General features: G+C 71.4%; 25 protein-coding genes. 7 read left to right on the forward strand and 18 right to left on the reverse strand.

Annotated elements, in window-relative coordinates:
• Window positions 1–16 precede the first annotated feature (16 nt).
• A complete protein-coding gene (locus ACGFNV_RS11775) occupies window positions 17–799 on the reverse strand; it encodes an SAM-dependent methyltransferase (RefSeq protein WP_393621559.1) in 783 nt (260 codons plus the stop codon).
• Window positions 800–919: 120 nt separating this feature from the next.
• On the opposite strand from ACGFNV_RS11775, the gene ACGFNV_RS11780 reads away from it, so the two are divergent.
• Complete coding sequence (locus ACGFNV_RS11780; RefSeq protein ID WP_393621561.1) at window positions 920–1,513, forward strand: GNAT family N-acetyltransferase; 594 nt, start codon at window positions 920–922, stop codon at window positions 1,511–1,513.
• 52 nt (window positions 1,514–1,565) lie between these two features.
• Here ACGFNV_RS11780 and ACGFNV_RS11785 read toward each other — a convergent pair whose 3' ends face one another.
• Entirely contained in the window at window positions 1,566–2,723 is a 1,158-nt protein-coding gene (locus tag ACGFNV_RS11785) for an acyl-CoA dehydrogenase (RefSeq protein WP_393621562.1), read from the reverse strand.
• A gap of 199 nt (window positions 2,724–2,922) precedes the next feature.
• On the opposite strand from ACGFNV_RS11785, the gene ACGFNV_RS11790 reads away from it, so the two are divergent.
• A complete protein-coding gene (locus ACGFNV_RS11790) occupies window positions 2,923–4,266 on the forward strand; it encodes a UDP-glucose dehydrogenase family protein (RefSeq protein WP_393621564.1) in 1,344 nt (447 codons plus the stop codon).
• A 104-nt stretch (window positions 4,267–4,370) separates the two neighbouring features.
• Here the strand turns inward: ACGFNV_RS11790 and ACGFNV_RS11795 are convergent, their stop codons facing one another.
• Window positions 4,371–4,895, reverse strand: coding sequence for a CGNR zinc finger domain-containing protein (locus tag ACGFNV_RS11795; RefSeq protein ID WP_393621566.1), 525 nt, complete (start codon window positions 4,893–4,895; stop codon window positions 4,371–4,373).
• A gap of 121 nt (window positions 4,896–5,016) precedes the next feature.
• On the opposite strand from ACGFNV_RS11795, the gene ACGFNV_RS11800 reads away from it, so the two are divergent.
• The gene (locus ACGFNV_RS11800; protein WP_393621568.1) at window positions 5,017–5,376 is read left to right on the forward strand and encodes a VOC family protein; all 360 of its coding nucleotides are present in this window, start codon (window positions 5,017–5,019) and stop codon (window positions 5,374–5,376) included.
• A 46-nt stretch (window positions 5,377–5,422) separates the two neighbouring features.
• Complete coding sequence (locus tag ACGFNV_RS11805; RefSeq protein ID WP_393621569.1) at window positions 5,423–5,827, forward strand: VOC family protein; 405 nt, start codon at window positions 5,423–5,425, stop codon at window positions 5,825–5,827.
• Window positions 5,828–5,845: 18 nt separating this feature from the next.
• On the opposite strand, the gene ACGFNV_RS11810 is transcribed toward ACGFNV_RS11805, so the two are convergent.
• The 4 genes from ACGFNV_RS11810 to ACGFNV_RS11825 form a co-directional block, all read right to left on the reverse strand.
• Window positions 5,846–6,955, reverse strand: coding sequence for a dipeptidase (locus ACGFNV_RS11810; RefSeq protein WP_393621570.1), 1,110 nt, complete (start codon window positions 6,953–6,955; stop codon window positions 5,846–5,848).
• A gap of 182 nt (window positions 6,956–7,137) precedes the next feature.
• A complete protein-coding gene (locus ACGFNV_RS11815; RefSeq protein ID WP_393622484.1) occupies window positions 7,138–8,316 on the reverse strand; it encodes a dipeptidase in 1,179 nt (392 codons plus the stop codon).
• Between the two features lie 5 nt (window positions 8,317–8,321).
• Entirely contained in the window at window positions 8,322–8,846 is a 525-nt protein-coding gene (purE, locus tag ACGFNV_RS11820; RefSeq protein WP_133928627.1) for a 5-(carboxyamino)imidazole ribonucleotide mutase, read from the reverse strand.
• Window positions 8,843–9,982: a 5-(carboxyamino)imidazole ribonucleotide synthase gene (locus tag ACGFNV_RS11825; RefSeq protein WP_393621572.1), complete on the reverse strand. Its 1,140-nt coding sequence runs from the start codon at window positions 9,980–9,982 to the stop codon at window positions 8,843–8,845. The genes purE and ACGFNV_RS11825 overlap by 4 nt, the downstream gene beginning before the upstream one ends.
• 197 nt (window positions 9,983–10,179) lie before the next feature.
• Between ACGFNV_RS11825 and ACGFNV_RS11830 the strand changes: the two genes are divergently transcribed.
• On the forward strand, window positions 10,180–10,683 hold the full coding sequence (locus tag ACGFNV_RS11830; RefSeq protein ID WP_133929154.1) for a GtrA family protein: 504 nt from the start codon (window positions 10,180–10,182) through the stop codon (window positions 10,681–10,683).
• Between the two features lie 21 nt (window positions 10,684–10,704).
• On the opposite strand, the gene ACGFNV_RS11835 is transcribed toward ACGFNV_RS11830, so the two are convergent.
• Both ACGFNV_RS11835 and ACGFNV_RS11840 read right to left on the reverse strand, forming a co-directional pair.
• A complete protein-coding gene (locus ACGFNV_RS11835) occupies window positions 10,705–11,982 on the reverse strand; it encodes an ATP-binding protein (RefSeq protein ID WP_393621574.1) in 1,278 nt (425 codons plus the stop codon).
• 46 nt (window positions 11,983–12,028) lie between these two features.
• On the reverse strand, window positions 12,029–12,706 hold the full coding sequence (locus tag ACGFNV_RS11840; RefSeq protein WP_037677291.1) for a response regulator transcription factor: 678 nt from the start codon (window positions 12,704–12,706) through the stop codon (window positions 12,029–12,031).
• Between the two features lie 385 nt (window positions 12,707–13,091).
• Here ACGFNV_RS11840 and ACGFNV_RS11845 point away from each other — a divergent pair, with 385 nt between their 5' ends.
• Complete coding sequence (locus ACGFNV_RS11845; protein WP_393621576.1) at window positions 13,092–14,582, forward strand: oligopeptide:H+ symporter; 1,491 nt, start codon at window positions 13,092–13,094, stop codon at window positions 14,580–14,582.
• A 79-nt stretch (window positions 14,583–14,661) separates the two neighbouring features.
• On the opposite strand, the gene ACGFNV_RS11850 is transcribed toward ACGFNV_RS11845, so the two are convergent.
• The 6 genes from ACGFNV_RS11850 to ACGFNV_RS11875 all read right to left on the reverse strand — a co-directional run bounded on the left by ACGFNV_RS11850 (window position 14,662) and on the right by ACGFNV_RS11875 (window position 20,689).
• The gene (locus ACGFNV_RS11850; RefSeq protein ID WP_393621577.1) at window positions 14,662–15,975 is read right to left on the reverse strand and encodes a hypothetical protein; all 1,314 of its coding nucleotides are present in this window, start codon (window positions 15,973–15,975) and stop codon (window positions 14,662–14,664) included.
• Window positions 15,972–17,150 carry a hypothetical protein gene (locus ACGFNV_RS11855; RefSeq protein WP_393621579.1) on the reverse strand — a complete coding sequence of 393 codons (1,179 nt, stop codon included), beginning with the start codon at window positions 17,148–17,150 and terminating at the stop codon, window positions 15,972–15,974. Before ACGFNV_RS11855 ends, ACGFNV_RS11850 begins: the two co-directional genes overlap by 4 nt.
• The gene (locus ACGFNV_RS11860; protein ID WP_393621581.1) at window positions 17,147–18,028 is read right to left on the reverse strand and encodes a hypothetical protein; all 882 of its coding nucleotides are present in this window, start codon (window positions 18,026–18,028) and stop codon (window positions 17,147–17,149) included. Before ACGFNV_RS11860 ends, ACGFNV_RS11855 begins: the two co-directional genes overlap by 4 nt.
• A gap of 67 nt (window positions 18,029–18,095) precedes the next feature.
• Window positions 18,096–18,803, reverse strand: coding sequence for an LPXTG cell wall anchor domain-containing protein (locus ACGFNV_RS11865; RefSeq protein ID WP_393621582.1), 708 nt, complete (start codon window positions 18,801–18,803; stop codon window positions 18,096–18,098).
• A 510-nt stretch (window positions 18,804–19,313) separates the two neighbouring features.
• On the reverse strand, window positions 19,314–19,961 hold the full coding sequence (locus tag ACGFNV_RS11870; protein ID WP_393621584.1) for an ATP-binding protein: 648 nt from the start codon (window positions 19,959–19,961) through the stop codon (window positions 19,314–19,316).
• A 350-nt stretch (window positions 19,962–20,311) separates the two neighbouring features.
• The gene (locus tag ACGFNV_RS11875) at window positions 20,312–20,689 is read right to left on the reverse strand and encodes an STAS domain-containing protein (RefSeq protein ID WP_393621586.1); all 378 of its coding nucleotides are present in this window, start codon (window positions 20,687–20,689) and stop codon (window positions 20,312–20,314) included.
• A 249-nt stretch (window positions 20,690–20,938) separates the two neighbouring features.
• Here ACGFNV_RS11875 and ACGFNV_RS11880 point away from each other — a divergent pair, with 249 nt between their 5' ends.
• Window positions 20,939–21,856: an RNA polymerase sigma factor SigF gene (locus ACGFNV_RS11880; RefSeq protein WP_393621587.1), complete on the forward strand. Its 918-nt coding sequence runs from the start codon at window positions 20,939–20,941 to the stop codon at window positions 21,854–21,856.
• A 78-nt stretch (window positions 21,857–21,934) separates the two neighbouring features.
• On the opposite strand, the gene hutI is transcribed toward ACGFNV_RS11880, so the two are convergent.
• The 3 genes from hutI to ACGFNV_RS11895 are packed head-to-tail and all read right to left on the reverse strand — an operon-like array spanning window position 21,935 to window position 25,760.
• The gene (hutI, locus tag ACGFNV_RS11885) at window positions 21,935–23,230 is read right to left on the reverse strand and encodes an imidazolonepropionase (protein WP_393621589.1); all 1,296 of its coding nucleotides are present in this window, start codon (window positions 23,228–23,230) and stop codon (window positions 21,935–21,937) included.
• Window positions 23,227–24,561 carry a formimidoylglutamate deiminase gene (locus tag ACGFNV_RS11890; protein ID WP_393621591.1) on the reverse strand — a complete coding sequence of 445 codons (1,335 nt, stop codon included), beginning with the start codon at window positions 24,559–24,561 and terminating at the stop codon, window positions 23,227–23,229. Before ACGFNV_RS11890 ends, hutI begins: the two co-directional genes overlap by 4 nt.
• Window positions 24,558–25,760 (reverse strand): allantoate amidohydrolase, encoded by a 1,203-nt coding sequence (locus ACGFNV_RS11895; RefSeq protein ID WP_393621592.1) that lies wholly within the window; start codon window positions 25,758–25,760, stop codon window positions 24,558–24,560. Before ACGFNV_RS11895 ends, ACGFNV_RS11890 begins: the two co-directional genes overlap by 4 nt.
• Window positions 25,761–25,773: the final 13 nt, after the last annotated feature.

Genomic DNA, 25,773 nt, shown 5'->3' on the forward strand with positions numbered 1-25,773 from the left:
GAAGGGGCCGGTGGAGTTACGGCTTGCGGCCCACACCGGCGAAGTGCGTGACGTCGACGATGTCGGCCTCCGCCGTGTCGGGGCGCCAGCGCGAGCAGGTGACGACGCCCGGGTCGAGGAGTTCCAGGCCCTCGAAGAAGCGGAGGAGGTCGCTGCGGTCGCGCAGGGTCATCGGCGCCGAGCCCTGGCTGTTCCAGTACTCCACCGCGCCCGTCATCGCCTCCCCGTCGACCTCGGTGGTGGGGTGCGAGACGACGAGGTGACTGCCCGCGGGAAGGGCGTCCATCAGCCGGCGCACGATGGCGACGGCCTCCTCGGTGACCATCACGAAGTTGAGGACGCCCAGCAGGGTGACGGCCACCGGCCGGTCGAGGTCGAGGGTGCGGGCCGCCTCCCGCAGGATCGCCTCCGGGTCGTGCGCGTCGGCCTGCACATAGGCGGTGGCGCCCTCGGGCGTGCTGGTCAGCAGCGCGTGGGCGTGGGTGAGCACGAGGGGGTCGTTGTCGACGTACACGATCCGCGCCTCGGGCGCGACGCGTTGAGCCACCTCATGGGTGTTGTCGGCGGTCGGCAGGCCCGACCCGATGTCCAGGAACTGGCGTATCCCCGCCTCCCCCGCCAGATACCGCACCGCGCGGGCCAGGAAGCGGCGGTCGGCGAGGGCCGAGCGGGGCAACGCCGGTACGAACGAGAGGATCTGGTCCCCGACCTCCTTGTCGACGGGAAAGTGGTCCGTCCCGCCCAGCCAGTAGTTCCAGATACGAGCGGAGTGGGACACGTCTGTACGCAGGTCGGACATCGGGGTCGGTCTCCTTCGGGCATCGGTGATCGGACTGCGCATCAACGTAGCGACGACGGTGGCCGGCCATGACTCCCTTTACCTGTACGGGAGTTACCGGGGTTGTGGCAGGATGCCGCGATGATCCCCCGTACACCCGTACCGGCCGTCGTCCCCGCGGGCCGGATGGCGGACAGCGCCCAACCGGTGCTGCGCCTGCCGCGCTCCGGCCTGGAACTGCGTGCCTGGGAGCCGGCCGACGCCGACGCCCTGGTCGCCGCCGGCCGGGATCCGGCGATCAGCCAGTGGAACCTCCTGGTCGTGGAGACGCCGGAGGACGCGCGTCGGCGCATCGCGCGCATGCACGAGCGGTGGCGGGCCGAGACCGGTGCCGTCTGGGCCGTCGCTCGGCCGGACGGCGGCGCGGTCGTGGGGCTCATCGGGCTCAACGACGTCGACCTCGCGGGCGGCAGCGCCGAGGTCGTCTACTGGGTGCTGCCCCCGGCCCGCGGCCACGGGGTCGTGGTCGAGGCGACCCGGCACCTCAGCCGGTGGGCCCTGGACGACCTCGGCCTGCATCGGCTGCGGCTGTGCCACTCCGTGGCGAACGAGGCGTCCTGCCGGGTGGCCGCCAAGGCCGGGTACGCCTTCGAGGGCACGATGCGGGGTGCGCTGCTGCACGCGGACGGGTGGCACGACCAGCATCTGCACGCGCTGGTGCAAGGGGACGTATGAGAAAGGGGCGCCCGGAGATCCGGACGCCCCTCTGGCGGCAACTCGCCTGCGGCTACGGCAGGTTGCGCGCCATCACTATCCGCTGAACCTGATTCGTGCCTTCATAGATCTGGGTGATCTTGGCGTCCCGCATCATGCGCTCGACCGGGTAGTCGCGGGTGTAGCCGTAGCCGCCCAGCAACTGCACCGCGTCCGTGGTGACCTCCATCGCCACGTCGGAGGCGAAGCACTTCGCCGCCGCGCCCTGGAAGGTGAGGTCGGAGTCGCCACGCTCGGACTTCGCGGCCGCCGCGTACGTCAGCTGGCGGGCGGCCTCGATCTTCATGGCCATGTCGGCGAGCATGAACTGGATGCCCTGGAAGTCGGCGATCGGCTTGCCGAACTGCTTGCGCTCGCGGACGTAGCCCTTGGCGTAGTCGAGGGCGCCCTGGGCGACACCGAGGGCCTGGGCGGCGATGGTGATGCGGGTGTGGTCGAGGGTCTTCATCGCCGTGGCGAAGCCGGTGCCCTCCTCGCCGATCATGCGGTCGGCCGGGATGCGCACGTTGTCGAGGTAGACCTCGCGGGTCGGGGAGCCCTTGATGCCGAGCTTCTTCTCCGGGGCGCCGAAGGAGACACCCGGGTCCGCCTTCTCGACGACGAACGCGGAGATGCCCTTGGAGCGCTTCTCCGGGTCGGTCACGGCCATCACCGTGTAGTAGTCGGAGACGCCCGCGTTGGTGATCCAGCGCTTCACGCCATTGAGGACGTAGTGGCCGCCGTCGCGGACCGCCTTCGTCTTCATGCCGGCCGCGTCGGAGCCCGCGTCGGGCTCGGAGAGCGCGTACGAGAACATCGCGTCGCCCTTGGCCAGCGGGGTCAGGTACCTCTTCTTCAGGTCCTCCGAGCCGGACAGGATCACCGGCAGCGAGCCCAGCTTGTTCACCGCGGGGATCAGGGAGGAGGAGACACAGGCGCGCGCCACCTCCTCGATCACGATCACCGTCGCCAGCGCGTCCGCGCCCGCGCCGCCGTACTCCTCGGGTACGTGTACGGCGTGCAGGTCGTTGGCCACGAGCGCGTCCAGTGCTTCCTGCGGGAAGCGCGCCTCCTCGTCCACCGCTGCGGCGTACGGCGCGATCTTCGCCTCGGCCAGTGAACGGATCGCGTCCCGGAGCATGTCGTGCTCCTCGGACGGGCGGTACAGGTCGAAGTCAGCCGATCCGGCCAAGGTCTCTCACGCTCCATAAACGCTGGGGTGATGCTGGGGTGATCACGCTAATTACCGTTAAGTAACTCAAATTTTAGAGCTCCGCCCACACGACTGAGACGTGACCTTGGCGACAGCTGGAAATCTGCCCGGTGAAAGCGCTCGGCACGCCCCGACTATGCTCGCTCCCGCACCGACGACATCCAGACCAGGAGCACCCATGGCCCTCAAGATCACCGTGATCGGCACCGGTTATCTCGGCGCCACGCACGCCGCGGCCATGGCCGAACTCGGCTTCGAGGTGCTCGCCCTGGACGTCGTCCGCGAGAAGATCGAGAAACTGGAGCGGGGCGAGGCCCCGATGTACGAGCCCGGCCTGGAGGAGTTGCTGCGCCGGCATGTCGCCGGATTCCAGGGTACGACCGGGCGGCTGCGCTTCACCCAGGACTGGGCGGAGCTCGGCGCGTTCGGCGACGTCCACTTCGTCTGCGTGAACACCCCGCAGAAGCACGGCGAGTACGCCTGCGACATGTCGTACGTCGAGTCCGCGATCGCCTCGCTCGCTCCGCATCTGCACGGCCCCGCCCTCGTCGTCGGCAAGTCGACCGTGCCCGTCGGCTCCGCCGACCGTCTGGCCGCCTACCTGGCCGAGAACGCCCCGGCCGGCGACGACGCCGAGCTGGCCTGGAACCCGGAGTTCCTGCGCGAGGGCTTCGCCGTCGACGACACCCTGCACCCCGACCGGATCGTGGTCGGCGTGCGCAGCGAGCGCGCCGAGAAGCTGCTGCGCGAGGTGTACGCCACCCCGGTCGAGGAGGGGTCGCCGTTCGTGGTGACGGACTTCCCGACCGCCGAGCTGGTGAAGACCTCCGCGAACTCCTTCCTCGCCACCAAGATCTCCTTCATCAACGCGATGGCGGAGGTCTGCGAGGCCGCCGGCGGCGACGTCGCCAAGCTCGCCGAGGCCATCGGGTACGACGACCGGATCGGCAAGAAGTTCCTGCGGGCCGGGATCGGCTTCGGCGGCGGCTGCCTGCCGAAGGACATCCGTGCCTTCATGGCGCGCGCCGGTGAGCTCGGTGCCGACCAGGCGCTGACCTTCCTGCGCGAGATCGACTCCATCAACATGCGCCAGCGCGGCCAGATGGTGGAGCTGGCCCGGCAGGTGCTGGGCGGCGGCCCCTTCCTGGGCAAGCGGGTCGCGGTGCTCGGCGCCACCTTCAAGCCCGACTCCGACGACGTGCGCGACTCCCCCGCGCTGAACGTCGCCGGGCAGATCCACCTCCAGGGCGGCCAGGTGACCGTCTACGACCCCAAGGGCATGGAGAACGCCCGCCGGGTCTTCCCCACCCTGGGCTACGCCGACTCCGCGCTGGAAGCGGTCCGGGGCGCCGACGTCGTCCTGCACCTGACCGAGTGGCGCGAGTTCCGTGAGCTGGACCCGGCCGCGCTCGGCGAGGTCGCGGCGGCCCGGGTGATCCTCGACGGGCGCAACGCCCTCGACCCGCAGCTGTGGCGCAAGGCGGGCTGGACGTACCGGGCGATGGGCCGCCCGACCGCGTAACCGTACGCACGACGTCGGTTCGGCCGGGGCTCAGCCGGCCGAACCGACGTCAGTCTGCATTCTGCCTCACGGGACGGCCGCGTGGCCGGTGAACTCCCTGTGGATCACCCCTCCTTGGCGCGGTACCGGCGCATCTTCGCGCGGGCCCCGCACACCTGCATCGAGCACCAGCGGCTGCGCCCGGCCGGACTGCGGTCGTAGTACGCCCAGTGGCAGGTGACCGCCTCGCAGGCCTTCAGCCGGGTCCAGGTCCCCGCGACGAGCGCCTCGGCGACGGCCGCGGCGACGCGGGAGAGCAGCGGGCCCTCGTCGCCGGGCGCCGTTGCCCGCCGCGGCACCAGTCGGGCCGTGCCGTCCCGCGCGTCGACCGTCACGAGCAGCGGGGCCGCCGCGAGCAGGTCGCCGAGCGGGGTGACCGCGTGGTGCGGGGGGTGCCCCGCGTGGGCGAGCAGGGTCGCGCGCAGCGACTCGCGGAGCTCGCGGGCGTACGGCAGGTCGTCCTCGGCGAGGCCGAAGCGCTCGCGCGCGTCGGCCGTGTCGAGGGTGTCCGTGCCCGTCTCGACGTCGAGCGTGTTCACCAGGGACTCGATCAGAGCCAGGCCGCCCGGCGCGGGCGATCTTCCACTCATGGCTGCACGCCACCTCCCGCATTTCCCCTTGCGACGTTACCGGCCATGCGCGAGCATGCGGTAACGGTTACTGGTTACCCGCTCCTACGGGTAACGATCGCCTTCGAGTGAGGAGTGAGTCATGGCACTCGCCAAGCTGGGCCAGGTCGTCCTGGACTGTCCCGACCCGCGCGCGCTGGCCGGTTTCTACGCCGAGGTGCTCGGCGGCACCGTCGAGGGAGAGGGGGACTGGGTCGACCTGAAGGTGCCCGGAGGCGGGTCGCTGGCCTTCCAGGCCGCCCCCGGTTTCGTACCGCCGGCGTGGCCCGCGGCCGACCGCTCGCAGCAGTTCCACCTGGACCTCACCGTCGACGACCTGGACACGGCCGAGAAGGGCGTGCTGGCGCTTGGCGCGAAGGCGCTGGACGCGGCGGACCGCTCGCGCTCGTTCCGTGTGTACGCGGACCCGGCAGGGCACCCGTTCTGCCTCTGCGCCTGCTGAGAACCGTGCGCCGCTGAAACTGGCGCCGCTGAGACCTGGAGGCCCCATGCCGCCCGTGGCACATGTCCGCAACGTCGTGATCGACTGCCCCGACCCGCACGCGCTCGCCGACTTCTACGCCCGGGTCGGCGGCGGCACGCCCCAGGCGGAGGACGACGACTGGGTCGTCCTCCAGGTCCCCGGAGGGCCGCGGCTCGCCTTCCAGCGGGCCGAGGGCCTCGCCCCGCCCGAGTGGCCGCGCGCCGACCGCAACGCCCAGCAGTTCCACCTGGACTTCGACGCCGGGGCCACCTGGGAGGAGATCGACGCGGCCCACGAGAAGGTGCTGGCGCTGGGCGCGCGACCGCTGGACCTGGAGGACCGGGAGAAGAAGGACTTCCAGGTGTACGCCGACCCGGCCGGGCACCCGTTCTGCCTGTGCCGGATCGAGCACCAGGAGGGGCTGGACTGAGACGGACGCGGGGCCGGTTCAGCCGTCCAGTTCGGCGATCCTCGCCGTGGACGGCTCCCTGCGCTGCTGGGCGGCCTTCGCGGTGAAGTCGGCGGTGCGCAGGGCGCGCTGGACGTTGCCCCAGGCGAGGAGGGCGACGTCCGGCTCGGACCAGCCGCGGCGGAGCAGTTCGGCGATGAGGCGCGGGTAGCAGGAGGCGTCGGCGAGGTCCTGGGGGTGCGCCGCGCCGGAGTCGTAGGTGCCCGACAGGCCGACGCTCTGCGGCCCGGCGACCTCGCGGACGTGGTCGAGGTGGTCGGCGACGTCACGGACCGTCGGGCCGGTCTGCTCGGCGGTCAGGGGCACCATGCACACGCCCTTGGCGGCGCCCAGGGCGGCGAGCTGGTCGTCGGGGAGGTTGGCCGGGTGGGGGCGCAGGGCGCGGGCGGCGGAGCGGGTGCACAGCACGGGTGCCTTGGACAGGGCGAGGGTGCGGCGGACGGTGGCCTCGGAGGCGCCGGAGACGTCGGCGAGCACGCCGAGCCGGTTCATCTCGCGCACGACCTCCTCGCCGAACCGGGTCAGCCCCGCCTCGCTCGCCCAGGACGTGCCGGACAGGGTGAGCACGCGCAGACCGAGCGAGTGCAGGACGCGCAGGATGCTCACCGAGTCGTCGATCGCGGCGGCCGCGGCGGGCCCCAGCAGGACGGCGACCCGGCCGCAGTTGCGGGCGTCGATGACCTGCCCCGCGCTGCGGGCCAGCCGCAGCCCCTCGGGATGCCCGCCGATCACCGACCGCACCAGGTCCAGCTGCTCCAGGGTCGCCCCCACCGCCCGGTCGGCGACCAGCCCCTCCGGCAGGTGCAGCGACCACAGCAGCGCGCCGACGTGCCCCTCGCGCAGCCGGGGCATGTCCGTGTCGACGGCGCTCTCGCCGTCCTCCAGGTCGTACCAGGGCAGGTGCCGCAGCGCCCACGGCAGCCCGCTGTAGCCGTCGGCGACGGGGTGCGCGGCCAGGATGGCGTGGGCGCGCTCCAGAGGGGCGGCGTCCGGGTCGGAGACGAGCGCGTACGCGTCGAAGGGATCCGACAGCTCGTCGAGCTCGCCGACCTCGGGGGTGGTGTGCAGTTCGTCCTGGAGCTCTGCCATGGAGGTCTCCGTACGTCGTGATCGCCGTCCTGATCAGCAGTACGGTCACCGTCCCACGGGGCCGGGGGCGCTTCCTGGTGGGCGGGGCGTTCGGGCTACCCCGCGCGCCCGCCCGAGCCGTCCCGCGGCCGCTTCCGGGTACTCCCGGGAGCCCCGGGAGTCCCGGAAGTCCGGGCGTCCGGTCAGCCGTCCAGCGACTCGATCGTCGCGTTGGACGGCGAGCGCGTGGCCTGGAGGTCGCGGGCCACGTCCTCGGCCGCGCCCAGCACCCGTACCGCGTTCTGCCAGGTCAGCTTGGCCAGGTCGGTCTTCGACCAGCCGCGGTCCAGGAGTTCGGCGATCAGGTTGGGGTATCCGGAGACGTCGTCGAGGCCGTCGGGTGTGAAGGCCGTGCCGTCGTAGTCGCCGCCGATGCCGAGGTGGTCGATGCCGGCGACCTCGCGCATGTGGTCGAGGTGGTCGGCGACCGTGGACGCCGTGGCGATCGGACGGGGGGTGCGCTCCTCGAAGGCGCGGTGGACCTTCATCGCCTCGGCGGTCGTGTCGAGGTGGTGGAAGCCGTGGGCGCGCATGTTCGCGTCGGCCTCGGCCGTCCAGTCCACGGCCGCCTGGAGCACGAACTTCGGCACGAACGTCACCATCGCGACACCGCCGTTGGCGGGCAGCCGCTCCAGCACGTCGTCCGGGATGTTGCGCGGATGGTCGCACACGGCCCGCGACGAGGAGTGCGAGAAGATCACCGGGGCGCTCGTCGCGTCCAGCGCGTCCCGCATGGTCGTCGCCGCCACGTGGGAGAGGTCGACCAGCATGCCGAGACGATTCATCTCCCGGACCACCTCGCGCCCGAACGCCGAGAGCCCGCCGACCGCCGGCGCGTCCGTCGCCGAGTCCGCCCACGCCACGTTGTCGTTGTGCGTGAGGGTCATGTAGCGCACGCCGAGGCCGTACAGCCCGCGCAGGGTGCCGAGGGAGTCGGCGATGGAGTGGCCGCCCTCCGCACCCATGAGCGAGGCGATACGGCCCTCCGCGCGCGCCTGCTCCATGTCGGCCGCCGTCAGCGCGGCCCGCAGGTCCGCCGGATGGCGTGCGATCAACTGCCGTACGCAGTCGATCTGTTCCAGCGTCGCCGGGACCGCGTCGGGCAGGTCCGCGCGGACGTACACCGACCAGTACTGCGCGCCGACCCCGCCCTCTCGCAGGCGGGGGAGGTCGGTGTGCAGATGGGCGCGCTGGGAGGTGGCGATGTCGCGGGCGTCGAGGTCGTAGCGGACCTGTTCACGCAGCGCCCACGGCAGGTCGTTGTGCCCGTCGACGACGGGGAACTCCCGCAGCAGCTCCCGGGCTTCTTCCAGCGAGGTCATACGGATCACTTGCCGAAGCCGAAGCCGGCGCCCGAGCCCTCGACCTTGGAGCGCAGGCGCTTGCCCTTCTCGGTGGCCTGGTCGTTCAGTTCCTGCTGGAACTCCCGCATACGGCCGAGGAGTTCCTCGTCGTGCGCGGCGAGGATGCGGGCCGCGAGCAGGCCGGCGTTGCGGGCGCCGGCGACCGAGACGGTGGCGACCGGGACACCGGCCGGCATCTGCACGATCGACAGCAGGGAGTCCATGCCGTCCAGGTACTTCAGCGGCACGGGCACGCCGATCACCGGCAGCGGGGTCACCGAGGCGAGCATGCCGGGCAGGTGGGCGGCGCCGCCCGCCCCGGCGATGATCACCTTGATCCCCCGGTCCGCGGCCTGCTCGCCGTACGCGATCATCTCGCGCGGCATGCGGTGTGCGGAGACGACGTCGACCTCGTAGCCGATCTCGAACTCGTCGAGGGCCTGGGCCGCGGCCTCCATGACGGGCCAGTCGGAGTCCGAACCCATGACGATGCCAACAACAGGGCTCATTCGGTGATCGTGCCTCTCAGGTAGCCGGCTGCGTGACGGGCGCGCTCCAGCACGTCGTCGAGGTGGTCGCCGTAGGTGTTGACGTGGCCGACCTTGCGGCCGGGCTTCACGTCCTTGCCGTACATGTGGATCTTGAGCTGGGGGTCGCGGGCCATGCAGTGCAGGTACGCGGAGTACATGTCCGGGTAGTCGCCGCCCAGGACGTTGACCATGACCGTCCACTTCGCGCGCGGGCGCGGGTCGCCGAGCGGGAGGTCGAGGACCGCGCGGACGTGGTTGGCGAACTGCGAGGTGACCGCGCCGTCCATCGACCAGTGGCCGGAGTTGTGCGGGCGCATCGCCAGCTCGTTGACGAGGATGCGGCCGTCGCGGGTCTGGAACAGCTCGACGGCGAGGTGGCCGACGACACCGAGCTCCTGGGCTATCCGCAGCGCCATCTCCTCGGCGCGCAGGGCCAGGCCCTCGTCGAGGTCGGGGGCGGGCGCGATCACCGTGTCGCAGACGCCGTTGACCTGCTGCGACTCGACGACCGGGTAGGCCACGGCCTGGCCGTGCGGGGAGCGTACGACGTTGGCGGCGAGCTCGCGGACGAAGTCGACCTTCTCCTCGGCGAGCACGGGGACGCCGGCGCGGAAGGGGTCGGCGGCCTCCTCGACGGAGTCCACCACCCACACGCCCTTGCCGTCGTAGCCGCCGCGCACGGTCTTGAGGACGACGGGGAAGCCGTCCCCTTCCGCCGCGAAGGCCGCCACGTCCTGCGGGTCGCTGACGAGACGGTGGCGTGGACACGGCACGCCGATCGCGTCGAGTTTCGCGCGCATCACACCCTTGTCCTGGGCGTGCACGAGCGCGTCGGGGCCGGGGCGCACGGGGATGCCGTCCGCCTCCAGGGCCCTGAGGTGCTCGGTCGGCACGTGCTCGTGATCGAAGGTGATCACGTCACAGCCGCGCGCGAACTCGCGCAGCGTCTCCAGGTCGCGATAGTCGCCGACGACGACATCGCTGACGACCTGCGCCGCGGAATCCTGAGGAGTGTCACTGAGGAGCTTGAACCTGATGCCCAACGGGATGCCCGCTTCGTGCGTCATACGCGCGAGCTGGCCCCCGCCGACCATGCCGACTACCGGGAACGTCACGCCCCCAGGGTATCGGCCAGGCCAAGCGGGCCGGATTCCGCGCCTCTTACCCGCCATTTTCCGGCCTCATAACGGGCGTTTTCCGACCTCTTTCCGAGCTGTGGCCGACCCGTGAGCCGGTCCACAGGAAAACCCCTGTGGGGGTGGTTAGCATGACTGGGTTGACGAAATCCGACCGGACGGGGGCCTGTACGACCATGGAACGTGGTTCCTCGAGGCTTCGACGGCTCGTACACGAAGTGGCCAAATTCGGCGCGGTGGGCGGTGCCGGGCTCCTCGTCAACCTGGGCGTGTTCAACCTGGTACGCCACGTCACCGATCTCCAGGTGGTGCGGGCCAGTGTCATCGCGACCGTCGTCGCGATCGCCTTCAACTACGTCGGCTTCCGCTACTTCACCTACCGGGACCGCGACAGGAGCCGCCGCAGCAAGGAACTCACGCTGTTCCTGCTGTTCAGCGTCGTCGGCCTGGTCATCGAGAACGGCATCCTGTACGCGGCGACGTACGGCTTCGGCTGGGACAGCCCGATCCAGAGCAACGTCTTCAAGTTCCTCGGCATCGGCGTCGCCACCCTCTTCCGCTTCTGGTCCTACCGCACCTGGGTGTTCCGCGCGCTGCCGGCCCGCGAGGCCGTCGCCGACGCGGAATCGTTCCTCGAGGCGGAGGCGAAGGAAAAGCCGAGGACCCGGGTGGTCAGCTGACACCCGCCGCACGGCACCGCCTCAGCGGACCGTCGGTTCCTCGTCGTCCGGTGCCGGCGCCCGCTTCACGGGGGTGCGGGCCAGGAACAGGCCGAAGACCGGGGGCTGGGCCTGGAGCATCTCCAGGCGGCCGCCGTCGGCCTCGGCGAGGTCGCGGGCGACGGCCAGGCCGATGCCGGTGGAGTTGCGTCCGCTGATCGTCCGCTCGAAGATCCGCGCGCCGAGGTCGGCGGGGACACCGGGGCCCTCGTCGGTCACCTCGACGACCGCCTGGTTGCCGATGACGCGGGTGCGCATCGCGACCGTGCCGCCCCCGTGCATCAGCGAGTTCTCGATCAGCGCCGCCAGGACCTGCGCCACGGCACCGGGCGTGCCGACGGCCTGGAGGTGGCGCTTGCCCGAGCTGACGATCGCGCGGCCCGCGCTGCGGTACGCCGGGCGCCACTCCGCGAGCTGCTGCTGGATGACCTCGTCGAGGTCGAAGGAGACGGCGGAGCCCGTGCGCGGGTCGCGGGAGTTGGTCAGGAGGCGTTCCACGACGTCCGTCAGGCGTTCCACCTGGGTGAGCGCGATGGTCGCCTCCTCCTTCACCGTGTCCGGGTCGTCGGTGAGGGTGATCTCCTCCAGCCGCATCGACAGCGCGGTGAGCGGCGTGCGCAGCTGGTGGGAGGCGTCGGCGGCGAGGCGGCGCTCGGCGGTGAGCATACGGGCGATGCGCTCGGCGGAGGAGTCGAGGACGTCCGCGACCCGGTCCAGCTCATGGACGCCGTACCGCTTGTGGCGGGGGCGCGGGTCGCCCGAGCCGAGGCGCTCGGCGGTCTCGGCGAGGTCGGTCAGCGGCGAGGCCAGGCGGTTGGCCTGGCGGATCGCGAGGAGGACGGCGGCGATCACCGCGAGCAACGCGACCGCGCCGATGATCAGCAGCGTGCGGCCGACCTCGCGGGTCACGGTGGAGCGCGGCTCCTCGACCCGGACGAGCTCGCCCCCCTCGCCCCGCTCCTCGGCGTGGATGACGTCCCCGGCCGGCTTCTCGCCGATCGCGATGTCCGGCCGCCCGGGGATCCGGATCACGGCGTAACGGTCCTGCGTGACCTGGTCGTGCAGGATGGCCGCGGTGACGTCCTCCTTGCCGAGCAGTCGGCTGTCCACGATGCCGACCAGCCGGACCGCCTCGGAGTCCACGCGTTCCTGGGCGCTGCTGCTGATCGTGCGGCTCTCGACGATCACCAGGGACACGCCGAAGACCGCGATGACGACGAGAACCACGGCGAGCGTGGACTGGATCAGTCGGCGACGCATGTCCTCTTATCCCGCAAAGCCCGTTGTCCCGAGGGGTCCCGCGGGCTCAGCTCTTCTCGAAGCGGAAACCCACGCCACGCACGGTAGCGATGTAGCGGGGGTTGGCCGCGTCGTCGCCCAGCTTCTTGCGCAGCCAGGAGATGTGCATGTCGAGGGTCTTGGTCGACGACCACCAGGTCGTGTCCCAGACCTCGCGCATCAGCTGGTCGCGGGTGACGACCCGGCCCGCGTCCCGCACCAGGACCCGCAGCAGGTCGAACTCCTTGGCGGTGAGCTGGAGCTCCTCGTCGCCCATCCACGCGCGGTGCGACTCGACGTCGATGCGCACGCCGTGGGTGGCGGGCGGCTGCTGCGGCTCGGCGGCACCGCGCCGCAGCAGGGCCCGGACGCGGGCGAGCAGCTCGGCGAGCCGGAAGGGCTTGGTGACGTAGTCGTCGGCGCCCGCGTCGAGGCCGACCACGGTGTCCACCTCGTCGGCGCGCGCGGTCAGGATCAGGATGGGGATGGTGTGCCCCTCGGCGCGCAGCCGGCGGGCCACCTCGAGACCGTCCATGCCGGGCAGGCCGAGGTCCAGCACGACCAGGTCGATGCCGCCCTGGATGCCGGCGTCGAGCGCCGTCGGGCCGTCCTCACGGACCTCGACCTCGTAACCTTCCCGGCGCAGTGCGCGGGCCAGCGGCTCCGAGATGGACGCGTCGTCCTCGGCGAGCAGTACACGGGTCATGAGCTGATGGTAGTCCGCCCGGTGGTCACTCAGAGGTGTGATCGGCGCCTCTGTTTCTTACCGAAGGACACCCGTGGACATGCCGGACACACCTGCGCACAGTTCCCTCACGGACCCCCCGCACCACCTGCCGCGATCTTGGTACGGACCTGTGGTCGCGGGGTGTCATCCTGAGAAGGACCTTCGAAACAGCGCCCAGGGTTCCTTGATCCCCTGTGATACCTGTCTCAAGTCCTTCCATATCCGGCACTGTCCTGCCGTATGGTGAATCTACGCCTGTAGCACCACGGGGACCTTTGGCGCTCATCTGCCGCTGAAGGTCTCTTTTGTGTGCGGGTCGGCATCCGCCGGCCTCGAAAGGAAAGCCCCCCAGCAAGGAACGACCATGGCGTCCAGCCTGACGACGGTCCGCCCGGACACCCCCGGCTCCGGGAAGACCTTCTTCGGCCACCCGCGAGGACTGGCCACTCTCTTCATGACCGAGATGTGGGAGCGTTTCTCCTACTACGGCATGAAGGCCCTGCTCCCGCTGTACCTGGTGGCACCGGGCGGGCTGCACATGAGCGCGGCCACCGCGACCGCGATCTACTCGGTGTACCTGTCGCTGGTGTACCTGCTCACCCTCCCCGGCGGCTGGTTCGCGGACCGCGTCCTCGGCCCCCGCAAGACGGTCGCCGTCGCGGGTGCGGTCATCATGCTGGGTCACCTGACCCTGGCGCTGCCGAGCTCGGGCACCTTCTACGCGGGCCTCGGCCTGGTCGCGATCGGTTCCGGTCTGCTCAAGGCCAACATCTCCACGATGGTCGGCCACCTCTACGACGGCCCGCAGGACCCGCGCCGCGACGGTGGCTTCACGATCTTCTACATCGGCATCAACCTCGGTGCCTTCGCCGCCCCGCTGGTCATCGGCACCGTCGGTGAGAACGTCAACTGGCACCTGGGCTTCGCGCTCGCCGCGCTCGGCATGGCGCTGGGTCTCGCCCAGTTCCTGCTCGGCAGCCGCCACCTGAGCGCACACTCCAGCGTCGTCCCGACGCCGCTCACGGCCGAGCAGAAGACGGCCACGCTGCGCAAGTCGGCGCTGTGGGCGGGTGTCGCGGCCGTCTTCTACGCGATCGTCGGTTTCTCCGGCCACTACACGCTGAACTGGCTGCTGGTCCCGATCACCCTCGCCGGTCTGATCATCCCGGTCCTGGTCATCGCCCGCATCAAGCGGGACAAGGAGCTGGACCGTGCCGAGCAGTCGAAGATGTCCGCGTACATCTGGTTCTTCGTCGCCGCGGCCGTGTTCTGGATGATCTACGACCAGGGTGGCTCGACGGTGTCGCTGTTCGCCGAGTCGTCGGCGAAGAACACCGTTTTCGGCTGGGAGTTCCCGGTCTCCTGGTACCAGTCGGTCAACCCGGTCATGATCATGGCGCTGGCTCCGGTCTTCGCCTGGGCCTGGCTGGCGCTGGCGCGACGCGGCAAGGAGCCGAGCACCGCCGTGAAGTTCACGATGGGCCTGGTCCTGATCGGCGCCTCGTTCTTCCTGTTCCTCGCGCCGCTGGCGATCGCCGAGGGTGGTCACAAGGCGGCCGCGCTGTGGCTGGTGGCGATCTACTTCGTCCAGACGGTCGGTGAGCTGACCATCTCCCCGGTGGGTCTGTCCGTCACGACGAAGATGGCTCCCGCGAAGTACGCCTCCCAGATGATGGGCGTCTGGTTCCTCGCCGTCACCGCAGGTGACGCCACGACCGGCCTGCTCTCCATCGCGGGCGTCAACCTCAACAAGTCGGGCATCGTGGCCCTGGAGGCGGTCCTCGCCGTCATCGCGGGTGCGGCGGTGTGGATGTACCGCAAGCGGGTCAAGGAACTCATGGGCGACGTCAACTGACGTCACGTCCGGCTGTCCCGCGGAGGGCCACCGCATCCGAGGATGCGGTGGCCCTCCGGGCGTGTGTGCGGGGTGTACGTCAGCGCGAGCGTCTGCCCGGCAGGAAGGTGAAGATCGCACCGCCCAGAAGGACCGCCGTACCGGCGACCAGGGCGAGAGCCTTGAGGCTGCCGTGGTCGGCGGCGCCGGTCTCGGCGAGGCCGCCGGAGGTCGACGTACCGCCCGATCCGCCGGTGGAGCCTCCGGAGGAGCCGCCGGAGGAGGAACCGCCCGAGGCGCCGCCCTCCTGCTTGGAGGTGTCCAGGGTGAGGGAGACCAGCGACTGCTTCGGGGTGCAGGTCGTGGTCGTACCGAGGGCCTTGATGGTCAGCGTGCCGGGCGACAGCGTCGACTTGCCGGTCGCACCCGGCTTGTAGGTGCCGGTCAGGTCGGGGATCTCGATGGGGTCGCCGGCCTTGATGTCCGTCGCGTTGGCCGGACCCGCCACCCGCACCGAACCGGTGTCCGCGCCGCCCAGGACGACCTGCATCGACGGCTCGACCGATCCCTTGGGGATGTTCGCCGGGCTGTCCATCACCGACTTCCCGAACTTCACGGTGAGGTTGTAACTCCCGCCGTTCTTCTTGGCGTTGATCTGCACCGGCGAGGTCGCCTCCTTGTCGCCGATGGGCGTCTTGCAGGCGTAGGGAACCTGGACCTCCTTGCCCGTGAAGTCGGACTGCCCGTCATCGCCGCTCGGGCGCGGACTCGGCGACGCGCTCGGGGACCCGCTGGGCGTGCCGGACGGCGTCGGCGAGGTCGAGGGCGAGCCCGTCGGATCGGGCGTGGTGGTCGGCGAACCGCCACTCCCGGAGGTCACCGTGATGGTCGCGGCCGGCTGCACGGCCTGCGTCGGCGCGCACTTGGTGTCGGTCCCCATGGCGTTGACCACGTACGCGTCCGGCGTCAGCGTCACCTGCCCCGCCGCCGTCAGCTTCAGCGTGCCCTTCATGTCGGACAGCACCATGGCGCCGCCCTTGGGGATCGCCGGGTTCTCCCGCGGCCCCTGCAACGCGATGTCGGCGCTCTGCGCTCCGGCCGCCTTGAGGGTGCCGGACGGCTGGACCGAGTTCGCGGGCAGGTCGATGATGTCGGGGTTCTTCGAGGCGGCCTGCGTGAACTTCCAGACGATGTCGACGGTGTCGCCGACCTTCGCCGTCGCCGGGGCGGTGATCTCGACCTTGGTGGTGCCCTCGACGTCGGGCAGCCCTACGCCCGCCGGCGGGATGCACTTGGTCGCGTACGACACCTCGGCGGCCTGCGCGGGGGCGGCCACCGCCAACCCCAGCAGGACGCTCGCCCCGCCGCAGACCAGCGCGACGCCCGCCGCGCCCGCTCTCCTTCGCGTTCTCACATGGGTCCCTTCCTGGTGGGAGTCGTAGGACTCGTCGGGCTGTCGTCGTGCGGCTTGTCGTGCGGCTTGTAGTGATGCGGCTTGTCGTCATGCGGCATTTCTTCGTGCGGCTTGTCGATGTGCTGTGCGGGGAGACGGCCGACCGTGCCCGGGTCGGAGTCCGGGGTGAACCACGGCAGGGTCCCGGCCGTCGGGGAGGTGCCGTCGGCGGCCCCGGACCTCGGCAGGCGCAGGGTGCGTTCGGGCAGGCGCGGGGTGCGGGATCGGCGACGGTCGGGGCGCTGCCGACGTCCCCCGGCCGACCCCGGGTGCCGGGGCCGGACCCGGTCCACCACGGCCATCCCGATCCGGAACAACGCCGTCGGCACGACCACGCAGAGCAGGATCCAGAACAGGGTCACGCCCCAGGGGCGGCCGACGCCCCACGGCTGCTCGGCGAGGACCTTTCCGCCGTACTTCAAGGACACCGTGTAGTCGCCGTGCGCACCGGCCGCGAGTTCGACCGGCAGTTTGACGCGCGCCTTCCCGCCGGGCGCGAGGGTGCCGCGCCACTGCTGTTCCTGCCACTGCGGGGCGAACACCCCGTGCGAGGTGCCGATCTGGAAGACGGGGTCCTTCACGGGGCCCGTACCGACGTTTCCGACCGTGAGGACGAGCGTGCGGGACGGAGGTGCCCCGAACCAGGTCAGCAGCCCGCTGGAGCCCTCCAGCCGGGTGTCGGTCAGCACGGAGACGCGTCCGCCGCCGGTCTCCTCCGGCAACGGCTCGACGGGGTGCCCGGCGACCTGGAAGACGGCGTCCGCCTCCGCCTTCGCCCCCGTCACGGTCGCCACGTGCACCACACAGGGACACGGCACGGGTGGTTCGGTCACCGGCAACTGTCTGCTGAAGCGTCCTTCGGCGTCGGTGGTGACGGCCCTGCCGTCCGCGTTCGCACAGGAGTTGGTGCCACCGGGCACGCCCCGCGAGGGTACGGACTGCCCGCAGATCAGGATCATCAGCAGGGCACGCGGACGCCAGCCGGTGCCGGTGACGGTGAGGGAACCTCCGGTGCCGGCCTGCGACGTGGAGAGCTTCACGGTGGGCGTGTCCGCCATGGCCGTCCCGGTGAGCGGCAGCAGGAGCAGCGCGAGGGCCGCCACCAGAGCGGTGGCGAACCGCGCCCTGCCGGTCATGTCGGTGCTCCCGTCAACTCGGGCTTCCAGGTTGGAGATTGGGGGGCTTCGGCGGTATCGACGGTTCCGACGGCCTGGGAGGCTCGCTCGTCGGCCCCACGGCGCCTGCGCCGCCGTACGACCGCGGTGGTGACGACGAGCAGGACGCCGCCGACCCCGGTGCCCGCCACCGTGCCCCACGGCACGAACCGTGCGGAGGCGTGGGCCGTGTCGTGCGCGCCGCCCGCGGCGGTCACCGTCAGCCGGACGTCGACGGCGTCGAGTGCGGGCGGGTCGGGCCATGGCTCGGTGAGCTTCAGGCGACTGCCCGGGGCGAGTTCGACGGGCAGGGTGCGCGGGGCGCGGTCGAGGACCCGGCCGAGGACGCCGTCCGCGCGCACCGCGAGCCTCGGCGCGAGGGGTGTGGTGCCCCGGTTGACCAGCTCGTACGTGATGCGGTCACCGCGTACGGCCACGTGCTCCACGGTCAGCGCGGCGAGCTCGGGCCCACCGGTCCGCAGCAGCAGCCGTACGGTGCCCTGTCGGCCGTCGGCGTCCCGCACGACGATCGCGCCGACCCGGTCCCCGGGCGTACTCCCTGCCGGGACGCGCACGGTGAACGGGACGTCGGCGCGGGTGCGGGCGGGGATCCGCACGGCGGTCTCGGCGAAGGCGACGGCCACGCCGGTGCCGGTCAGCCGTACGGTGACCGGTCGTGTGCCCCGGTTGGTCACGGACACCGTGTCCCGCAGGACCGTCCCGGGCACGCCCTCCACGTAGAACGACGGCCGCCCGGTACCGAAGGGCGCGACCGACCAGCCATCGGCCGCGGCAGCCGTGGAGGTCGTCCCCAGAACGCACAGCGCGGCCAGGAGCAGGACACGGACGACGTGGCACATCGGCGGCTCCAGCGGTGGTGGGGAGGGCGGAGGGTGGCGGCTTCGGCGGGGCCGGGGTCGGCGGAGGTCAGCGGCGGGCGCGTGCCGGCTGGTTCCGGCGGGTCAGCCAGAGGGTGCCCGCGGCGCCCGCGAGGAGGACGGTGCCGCCGAGCGTGCCGAGGGCGATGGCGGAGTCCTCGGGGCCGGTCTGTGGAAGCTCGGCGCCGGGGTTGCCACCGTTCTGGGTGCCGCCGTTCTGGGACGCGCCGCCCGAACCGCCTCCGGACGCCGCCGTCACGTCGAGGGTGAGGGACGGTCCGGGGGTGTTGGTGGGGGTGCAGGTCGTGGTCGTACCGAGGGCCTTGATGGTGAGCGTGCCTGCCGTGAAGGTGACCTTGCCGCTCTTCCTCGGGGTGTACGTGCCCGACAGGTCGCTGATCTTGATCGGGGTGTCGGCCGGGATGGCGGCCTGGTTGGCGGGGCCGTTGACGGCAAGGGTGCCGCTGTCGGCGCCGCCGAGCTTGATGGTGGCGCTCGGGTTCATCGCGCCCTTGCCCAGCTCTACGGGGCTGGACGAGACGCCCTTCTGCCAGGACATGGTGATCTTGTAGCCGGAGCCGCTCTTGACGCCCTTGATGTCGATGGGCGAGACGGCGCTCTTGTCGCCGATGGGCGTCTTGCAGGCGTAGTTGACGTCGACGACGTCGGCCCGGGCCATCGGGGCGGCCCCCCACACCGCCGAGCCGGCCAGGGCCGCGACAGTCGCGAGCGCGGCGGTTCGCTTCTGATACGACACGGTCCCTCATTCCTGACGGCACATCAGATCGGTCCGTCAAGGTACGCCCGGGTACGTGAGGAAGGAAGACACGGGGCGGGCCGGAGTTGTGGGGATCCGGGGCGAGCGCGGGAGGGATCCGGGAGGGCGCGACGCGGGCCCGGGGTCGGGGCGGGAAGGATCAGGGGTCCCCGCGAGCCGGGGTCGGCGCGGAGCCGGGAGTGCAGCGCCACACGGGCCCGAGGTCGGCGGTGACAGAGCCGGCCCCGTACCGCCCTGGCCGAGCGTGCCGGGCGGTGCGGGACGGCTGGAGGCCGGGCAAGCCACTCACATGCGTGCGGACGCCAGGCTCGGCCTGGCGGCGCCGCCTACGCGATGTTGCTCGGCGCGCATGCCCCAGCGCGGCCTACGCGACGCTGCGCGGCGCACATGCCCCGGCGCGGCCGCGCACAACGGGGCCCGGCCCCTGCAAAGCCGTGCGGCCTGCGTGAGGTCGCGTGGCCGCCGAAGCGCCGCAGGCCCGTGTGTCGGTCAGGCCGGGGCGCCCAGTTCTGCCCAGACCTTCTTGCCGGCCAGGCCGGGGGTGCGGACGACGCCCCAGTCGAGGCAGAGGCGCTGGACGATGAACATGCCGTGGCCGCCCGGGCGGCCGGCGCGGTGGGGGGTGCGGGGGGCCGGCTGGCCGGTGCCGCGGTCGGAGACCTCGACACGGATGACCTTGTTGTCGCAGCCGATCTGCAACTCGTCCGGCCCCTCGGCATGCAGGCACGCGTTGGTGACCAGCTCGGACACCACGAGCAGCACATCCTCGGCGGCGGCCCGCTGGTCGGCGGTCGCGGCGGGCAGCCAGCCCCACGCGTACAGCGCCTGGCGGGCGAAGTCGCGGGCGAGCGGCACGACGCCGCTCGCGTCGTCGAAGCTCAGCCGTCGGACCTGCCGGCTCGACGAGGCCGCTCCGGTCGAGCCCGGCGCCGCCGGCCCTCTGGGCGCACCTGACATCTCCACCGCCCCCGGCGCTCCCGTCGAGGCGGGCGGCACGGCCGTGCCGCCCCCGGACGCACCGCCCCCCGGCACGCCCCCCGGGGTCGCCCCGGACCCCGGCGCGCCGCCTCCCTGGAACGCCCCGGAAGCGCCGCTGGGCTCAGGGGAGCCCGGCGAGTAAGGCCGGGTGGTGCTCATCAGCGCTTCACCTCACCGATTCACCAGTTCACGATTCAAAAGTCATTCTGTCCGGTCAGTCAGTACACACGACTCTTGCAGTACACACGGTTCCGGCTCGGTCCACCGCCGATCCTTACGGATTCACGGCCGGTCGTCCTCGATTCTGGCGCCGGAACGCCGGTTCCGCGTCCTCCTGTCACCATTTGCCACCGACATGTTCAGGTGTCTCCTGCCCGACCGAACCGGCAGAACACCCCTCTTTTCGGAGCGGTTGGTGTGACGTCGGGGACGCGCCGTCGCACGAGTGCCAGGGACGCGGTGACGAGCAGGCACGACGGCCAGGCGCCTCACCGGTCCCGTCCGCCGGCTCAGCCGGCGTCGCCGACGAGGGCCGCCTCGACCGTGTCGTGCACGGTGAAGACCGCGTCCGCCCCGGTGATCTCGAAGACCCGGGCCACCACGGGCAGCATCCCCGCGAGATGCACCCCGCCTCCGGCGGCCTCCGCCTTGAGCCGGGCACCGAGCAGTACGTTCAAACCGGTGGAGTCGCAGAACTCCAGCCGTGAACAGTCGACGACCAGTCGACTGAAGCCCTTGTCGAGGCAGTCCTCGAGTGGCTCACGCAACAAATCCGCTGTGTGGTGATCCAACTCACCTGCCGGAGTCACGACGGCACTGGAGCCTTCTTGCCGCACCTCCACCAGAAGCCGGCCCGACTGCGCGCTGCCGACCGTCCCGTGGTCCATGCCGTCTCTCTCCCGAGGTCGTGGCTGTTGACTGACGCCCTCGAACACTACGCCTTCCTCACACAGTCCGACACCCGAACAACCACCCACAAACGGACATTTGCGAACGAAACGCACTTGCGAGGGGCTCGGGAAAGCGGGTAGGGCTAGTAAGGACACGTACCCGACACGGCCGGCTTTGGAGGCGCCGCACACCGCAGTGCACGAACTGGCTCCGGCAGCCATATGCCGAGAACGATGGAGGACATCATGTCACCCCGGCTCGACGCCTCGCATACCCAGACGGCGACGTCGACACCCCCTCCGGAACATCTGGATCCCATCGAACAGGACCACGGCGGAGACGCCGAGCACGACGACTTCCTGTCCGGACTTCCGGAGATACCCCCGTACGACCAGGTGGGTCCCGTCGACGCGCGGGCCCTGTCCAAGACCCTCTTCGAGCGACTGGAGTCCCTCGAGGAAGGCACCCACGAGTACTCGTACGTCCGCAACACCCTGGTCGAACTCAACCTCGCCCTGGTCAAGTTCGCCGCCTCCCGCTTCCGCTCCCGCAGTGAACCGCTCGAGGACATCATCCAGGTCGGCACCATCGGCCTGATCAAGGCGATCGACCGCTTCGAGCTCTCCCGTGGGGTCGAGTTCCCCACGTTCGCGATGCCAACCATCGTCGGCGAGATCAAGCGTTTCTTCCGCGACACCTCGTGGTCCGTACGCGTCCCGCGCCGGCTTCAGGAACTCCGGCTCGACCTGGCCAAGGCCGGTGACGAGCTCGCCCAGCAACTGGACCGAGCCCCCACGGTCCAGGAGCTCGCGGAGCGCCTCGGCCTGTCCAGGGACGAGGTCGTCGAGGGCATGGCGGCGTCGAACGCGTACACCGCCTCCTCCCTGGACGCCCAGCCCGAGGAGGACGACTCGGAGGGCGCGCTCGCGGACCGGATCGGCTACGAGGACCACGGGCTCGAAGGCATCGAGTACGTCGAGTCGTTGAAGCCGCTCATCGCCGAACTCCCGCAGCGGGACAGAAAGATCCTGTCGCTGCGTTTCGTCGCCAACATGACCCAGTCGGAGATCGGCGACGAGCTCGGCATCTCCCAGATGCACGTCTCGCGGCTGCTGTCTCGGACGCTCGTACGCCTGCGGAAGGGACTCACGGTCGAGGAGTAACCCGACACGGAGCAACAAAACCCCACAGCCTTGCCGACCTGCCTCGGCGCTCCCCCGTAGCGCTCGTGGGCAGGCGGATCAGGCGACCCGTACGCCCCTGCGCCACACCTGCGACACGAGCGGAACGCCGGGGCGGTAGGCCAGGTGGACGTGGCTCGGCGCGTCCAGCAGGATCAGGTCGGCGCGGGCGCCGGGGCTGAGGCGGCCGATGTCGTCGCGTCGCAGGGCCGCAGCGCCGCCCGCCGTGGCGGACCAGACGGCCTCGTCGGGGGTCATGCGCATGTCCCGGACGGCGAGCGCGACGCAGAACGGCACGGACGAGGTGAAGGACGAGCCCGGGTTGCAGTCCGTGGAGAGGGCGACCGTGGCCCCCGCGTCGAGGAGACGGCGGGCGTCCGGCCATTCGGCGCGGGTGGAGAACTCGGCGCCGGGCAGGAGCGTGGCGACCGTGCCGCTGTTGGCCAGGGCGTCGACGTCGGCGTCCGTCAGGTGGGTGCAGTGGTCGGCGCTGGCCGCGTCGAGTTCCACGGCGAGCTGGACACCGGGGCCGTAGGAGAGCTGGTTGGCGTGGATGCGCGGGTGCAGGCCCCTCGCCCTGCCCGCGGTGAGGATCGCGCGGGCCTGGTCGCCGTCGAAGGCGCCCTTCTCGCAGAAGACGTCGATCCACCGGGCGTACGGGGCGCAGGCGTCGAGCATCTCTCCGGTGACCAGGGCCACATAGGCGGCCGGGTCGTCGGCGTGGTCCGGGGAGACGATGTGGGCGCCGAGGTAGGTGACCTCGTCGGTGTGGGCGGCGGCGATACGCAGGGCACGGGCCTCGTCCTCGACGGTCAGGCCGTAGCCGGACTTGGTCTCGAAGGTGGTCGTGCCCTGGCGGAGAGCCTCGGCGAGGTGGTGGGTGAGGTTCGCCTCCAGCTCGGCGTCCGTCGCGGCGCGGGTGGCGGCGACGGTCGTACGGATACCGCCCGCGCTGTAGGGCCGGCCGGACATGCGGGCGTTGAACTCCTGCGTGCGGTCACCGGCGAAGACCAGGTGGGAGTGGGAGTCCACGAAGCCCGGGAGGACGGCCCGGCCGCCCGCGTCGACCCGATTGTCAGTGGCGGGTGCTTTGCTTCGATCACCGGTCCACACGATGCGGTCGCCTTCGATGACGACGGCCGCGTCCTGGACCAGTCCAAGGGGGGATCTGTCACCGAGGGAGGGGTCGTTCGTGACCAGGGCGGCGATGTTGGTGATGAGCGTGCTCGCGGTGCTCGCGGAGTGGGCGGGGCTGTCGGTCGTCGCGTTGCTCATGGCGTCCTTGCTGGCCTGGTCGGCGGTGGGGTGGGGTTCGGGGGCGGAGGCGGGCCGCGAGGGTGGGCGGCCCAGGGTCATCCGCGCAGGGCTGCGACGGCGTCCGCGAGGGCTTTCGGCACATCCGGTACGAGGCGGTGGACCCCGTCCCGTACGACGTGCCGGCCCCCCACGACCGTATGCGACACGTCCGCTGCCGACGCGGCGAATACGGCCGTCTCGGCCCCGAGCCGCGGAAGCGGCCCTGCCGTCCTGACCGAGTCGAGCGCGATCGTCGTGAAGTCGGCGCGTGCACCCCGCTCCAGGATGCCCGCGTCGTCCCAGCCGAGGGCCGCGTGGCCGTCGGCCGAGGCGGCCCGCAGCAGGGCCGCGGCCGTCCAGTGGCCCCGGGTGCGGGTGCGCAGTCGCTCGTTCAGCTCCATCGCGCGTGCCTCTTCGAGCAGGTCGATCACGGCGTGGCTGTCGGAGCCGAGGGAGAGCGGGGAGCCGGCCCGCTGAAGGGCGGCGGCCGGGCCGATGCCGTCCGCCAGGTCCCGCTCCGTCGTCGGGCACATGCAGGTGCCGGTCCCGCTGCCACCGATCAGCGCGATGTCGGTGTCCGTGAGGTGCGTGTTGTGGACTCCGGTGGTGCGCGGTCCGAGGACACCGTGATCGGCGAGGAGCTGCGTGGGCGTGCAGCCGTGTGCCTCGTGGCAGGCGTCGTTCTCGGCGGTCTGCTCGGAGAGGTGCACATGGAGCGGGGCCCGCCGCTCCTCTGCCCACTGTGCGACGGTCGCCAGCTGCCGGGCGGGCACGGCCCGTACGGAGTGGATGGCCGCCCCGATCCGTGCGTGATCCCGTTCCTTGAGAACTGAACAGCGTTCGGCCCAGGCCTCCGCGCTGCCGTCGGAGAAGCGGAGCTGGTGGGTGTTGGGGGGCTGTCCGAAGCCGGAGGAGAGGTAGACGGTGTCGAGGAGGGTGATGCGCACACCGGCGTCGGCGGCGGCCGCGATGAGGGCCTCGCCCATGGCGTTGGGGTCGGCGTAGGGGGTGCCGCCGGGGCCGTGGTGCACGTAGTGGAACTCGCCGACGGCCGTGACCCCGGCCAGCGCCATCTCGGCGTACACGGCCCGCGCGAGCGCGTGGTAGTTCTCCGGGGTGAGCCGGTCGGCCGTGGTGTACATGACCTCGCGCCAGGTCCAGAAGGTGCCGGAGCCGACCTGGACGGTGCCGCGCAGGGCGCGGTGGAAGGCGTGGCTGTGTGCGTTGGCGAGGCCGGGGAGGGTGAGTCCGCGCAGGATCTCGGCGCCGGGCGGCGGGGCGTCGGTGCCGGTGCGAACGTCGGTGATGCGGCCGTCGCTGATCTCCAGGGTCACGCCCGGCTCGACGTGGGTGTCGAGCCAGGCGTGCTCCAGCCAGTACGTCTGCGTCACGTGCAGGCCAGTCCTTCCAGTACGTCGGCGAGTGCGAGCACCCCGGCCACGCAGTCGTCCTCGGCCGCGAACTCGGCCGGGGAGTGCGAGACGCCGGTGGGGTTGCGCACGAACAGCATGGCGGTCGGGATGCTCCCGGAGAGGATCCCGGCGTCGTGTCCGGCACCGGTACCCAGGACCGGCACCTTGAGTGCCGTCTCCTTGCCGAGGATGCGGGCGAGTTCGTCACGCAGGGCGTGGTCGAACTCGACGACGGGCGTGAAGGACTCACGGACCACGTCGAGGTCGACGCCCTGGGCCTCGGCGTACTCCCGGGCCGCCTTCTCGACGCCGGCGACCACCCGGTCCAGGCTCTCCTGGTCGGCGGCTCGGGAGTCGAGCCAGCCGCGCACCAGGGAGGGGATCGCGTTGACGCCGTTCGGCTCGACGGCGATCTTCCCGAAGGTGGCGACGGCGCCGGCGAGTCGTGCCTCACGGCGGGCGGCGAGGACCGTCTCGGCGTACGACAGCATCGGGTCGCGCCGGTCGACGAGCCGGGTCGTACCGGCGTGGTTGGCCTCGCCCCGGAAGTCGAACCGCCAGCGTCCGTGCGGCCAGATGGCACTCGCGATGCCCACCCGGTCGCCGGACAGGTCGAGCGCGCGCCCCTGCTCGACGTGCAGCTCGACGAAGGCCCCGATGCGGGCCAGCCGCTCGGGGTCCGACCCGATGCCCTCGGGGTCGTATCCTGCGGCCTCCATGGCCCGGGGCAGCGTGATCCCGTCCCCGTCGGTCAGCCTGTGCGCCTGCTCGACGGTGAGCTGACCCGCGGTGAGCCGGGACCCCACACAGGCCAGCCCGAACCGGGCGCCCTCCTCGTCACCGAAGTTGACGATGGCGAGGGGCTTGCCGAACGTGACGTCCCGCGCGCGCAGTTCATCGAGCGCGGCGAAGGACGACACGACGCCGAGCGGCCCGTCGAAGGCCCCGCCGTCGGGCACCGAGTCGAGATGCGAGCCGGTGACGACGGCGTCCCCGGCGGCCGGATCCCCGAGCCAGGCCCATTGGTTCCCGTTCCGGTCGACCTCGTAGGCCAGCCCGCGAGCCTCGGCCTGCCCCCGGAACCAGGCCCGACAGTCGGCGTCGGCGGGAGTCCAGGCGAAGCGCCGGTAGCCGTGGGAGTCGGGGTGCCGACCGAGGGGGTGCAGCTCGCGCCACATTTCCTGGAAGGAA

This window comes from Streptomyces sp. NPDC048751 (assembly GCF_043198595.1).
Lineage (GTDB): Bacteria > Actinomycetota > Actinomycetes > Streptomycetales > Streptomycetaceae > Streptomyces.

What these genes read in the sequence shown, in the direction of transcription:
- ACGFNV_RS11775 (WP_393621559.1), bottom strand. Translation starts at nt 799, where the DNA reads ATGTCCGACCTGCGTACAGACGTGTCCCACTCCGCTCGTATCTGGAAC.
- ACGFNV_RS11780 (WP_393621561.1), top strand. Translation starts at nt 920, where the DNA reads ATGATCCCCCGTACACCCGTACCGGCCGTCGTCCCCGCGGGCCGGATG.
- ACGFNV_RS11790 (WP_393621564.1), top strand. Translation starts at nt 2,923, where the DNA reads ATGGCCCTCAAGATCACCGTGATCGGCACCGGTTATCTCGGCGCCACG.
- ACGFNV_RS11795 (WP_393621566.1), bottom strand. Translation starts at nt 4,895, where the DNA reads ATGAGTGGAAGATCGCCCGCGCCGGGCGGCCTGGCTCTGATCGAGTCC.
- ACGFNV_RS11800 (WP_393621568.1), top strand. Translation starts at nt 5,017, where the DNA reads ATGGCACTCGCCAAGCTGGGCCAGGTCGTCCTGGACTGTCCCGACCCG.
- ACGFNV_RS11805 (WP_393621569.1), top strand. Translation starts at nt 5,423, where the DNA reads ATGCCGCCCGTGGCACATGTCCGCAACGTCGTGATCGACTGCCCCGAC.
- ACGFNV_RS11810 (WP_393621570.1), bottom strand. Translation starts at nt 6,955, where the DNA reads ATGGCAGAGCTCCAGGACGAACTGCACACCACCCCCGAGGTCGGCGAG.
- ACGFNV_RS11815 (WP_393622484.1), bottom strand. Translation starts at nt 8,316, where the DNA reads ATGACCTCGCTGGAAGAAGCCCGGGAGCTGCTGCGGGAGTTCCCCGTC.
- purE (WP_133928627.1), bottom strand. Translation starts at nt 8,846, where the DNA reads ATGAGCCCTGTTGTTGGCATCGTCATGGGTTCGGACTCCGACTGGCCC.
- ACGFNV_RS11830 (WP_133929154.1), top strand. Translation starts at nt 10,180, where the DNA reads ATGGAACGTGGTTCCTCGAGGCTTCGACGGCTCGTACACGAAGTGGCC.
- ACGFNV_RS11835 (WP_393621574.1), bottom strand. Translation starts at nt 11,982, where the DNA reads ATGCGTCGCCGACTGATCCAGTCCACGCTCGCCGTGGTTCTCGTCGTC.
- ACGFNV_RS11840 (WP_037677291.1), bottom strand. Translation starts at nt 12,706, where the DNA reads ATGACCCGTGTACTGCTCGCCGAGGACGACGCGTCCATCTCGGAGCCG.
- ACGFNV_RS11845 (WP_393621576.1), top strand. Translation starts at nt 13,092, where the DNA reads ATGGCGTCCAGCCTGACGACGGTCCGCCCGGACACCCCCGGCTCCGGG.
- ACGFNV_RS11855 (WP_393621579.1), bottom strand. Translation starts at nt 17,150, where the DNA reads ATGACCGGCAGGGCGCGGTTCGCCACCGCTCTGGTGGCGGCCCTCGCG.
- ACGFNV_RS11860 (WP_393621581.1), bottom strand. Translation starts at nt 18,028, where the DNA reads ATGTGCCACGTCGTCCGTGTCCTGCTCCTGGCCGCGCTGTGCGTTCTG.
- ACGFNV_RS11870 (WP_393621584.1), bottom strand. Translation starts at nt 19,961, where the DNA reads ATGAGCACCACCCGGCCTTACTCGCCGGGCTCCCCTGAGCCCAGCGGC.
- ACGFNV_RS11875 (WP_393621586.1), bottom strand. Translation starts at nt 20,689, where the DNA reads ATGGACCACGGGACGGTCGGCAGCGCGCAGTCGGGCCGGCTTCTGGTG.
- ACGFNV_RS11880 (WP_393621587.1), top strand. Translation starts at nt 20,939, where the DNA reads ATGTCACCCCGGCTCGACGCCTCGCATACCCAGACGGCGACGTCGACA.
- hutI (WP_393621589.1), bottom strand. Translation starts at nt 23,230, where the DNA reads ATGACCCTGGGCCGCCCACCCTCGCGGCCCGCCTCCGCCCCCGAACCC.
- ACGFNV_RS11895 (WP_393621592.1), bottom strand. Translation starts at nt 25,760, where the DNA reads ATGTGGCGCGAGCTGCACCCCCTCGGTCGGCACCCCGACTCCCACGGC.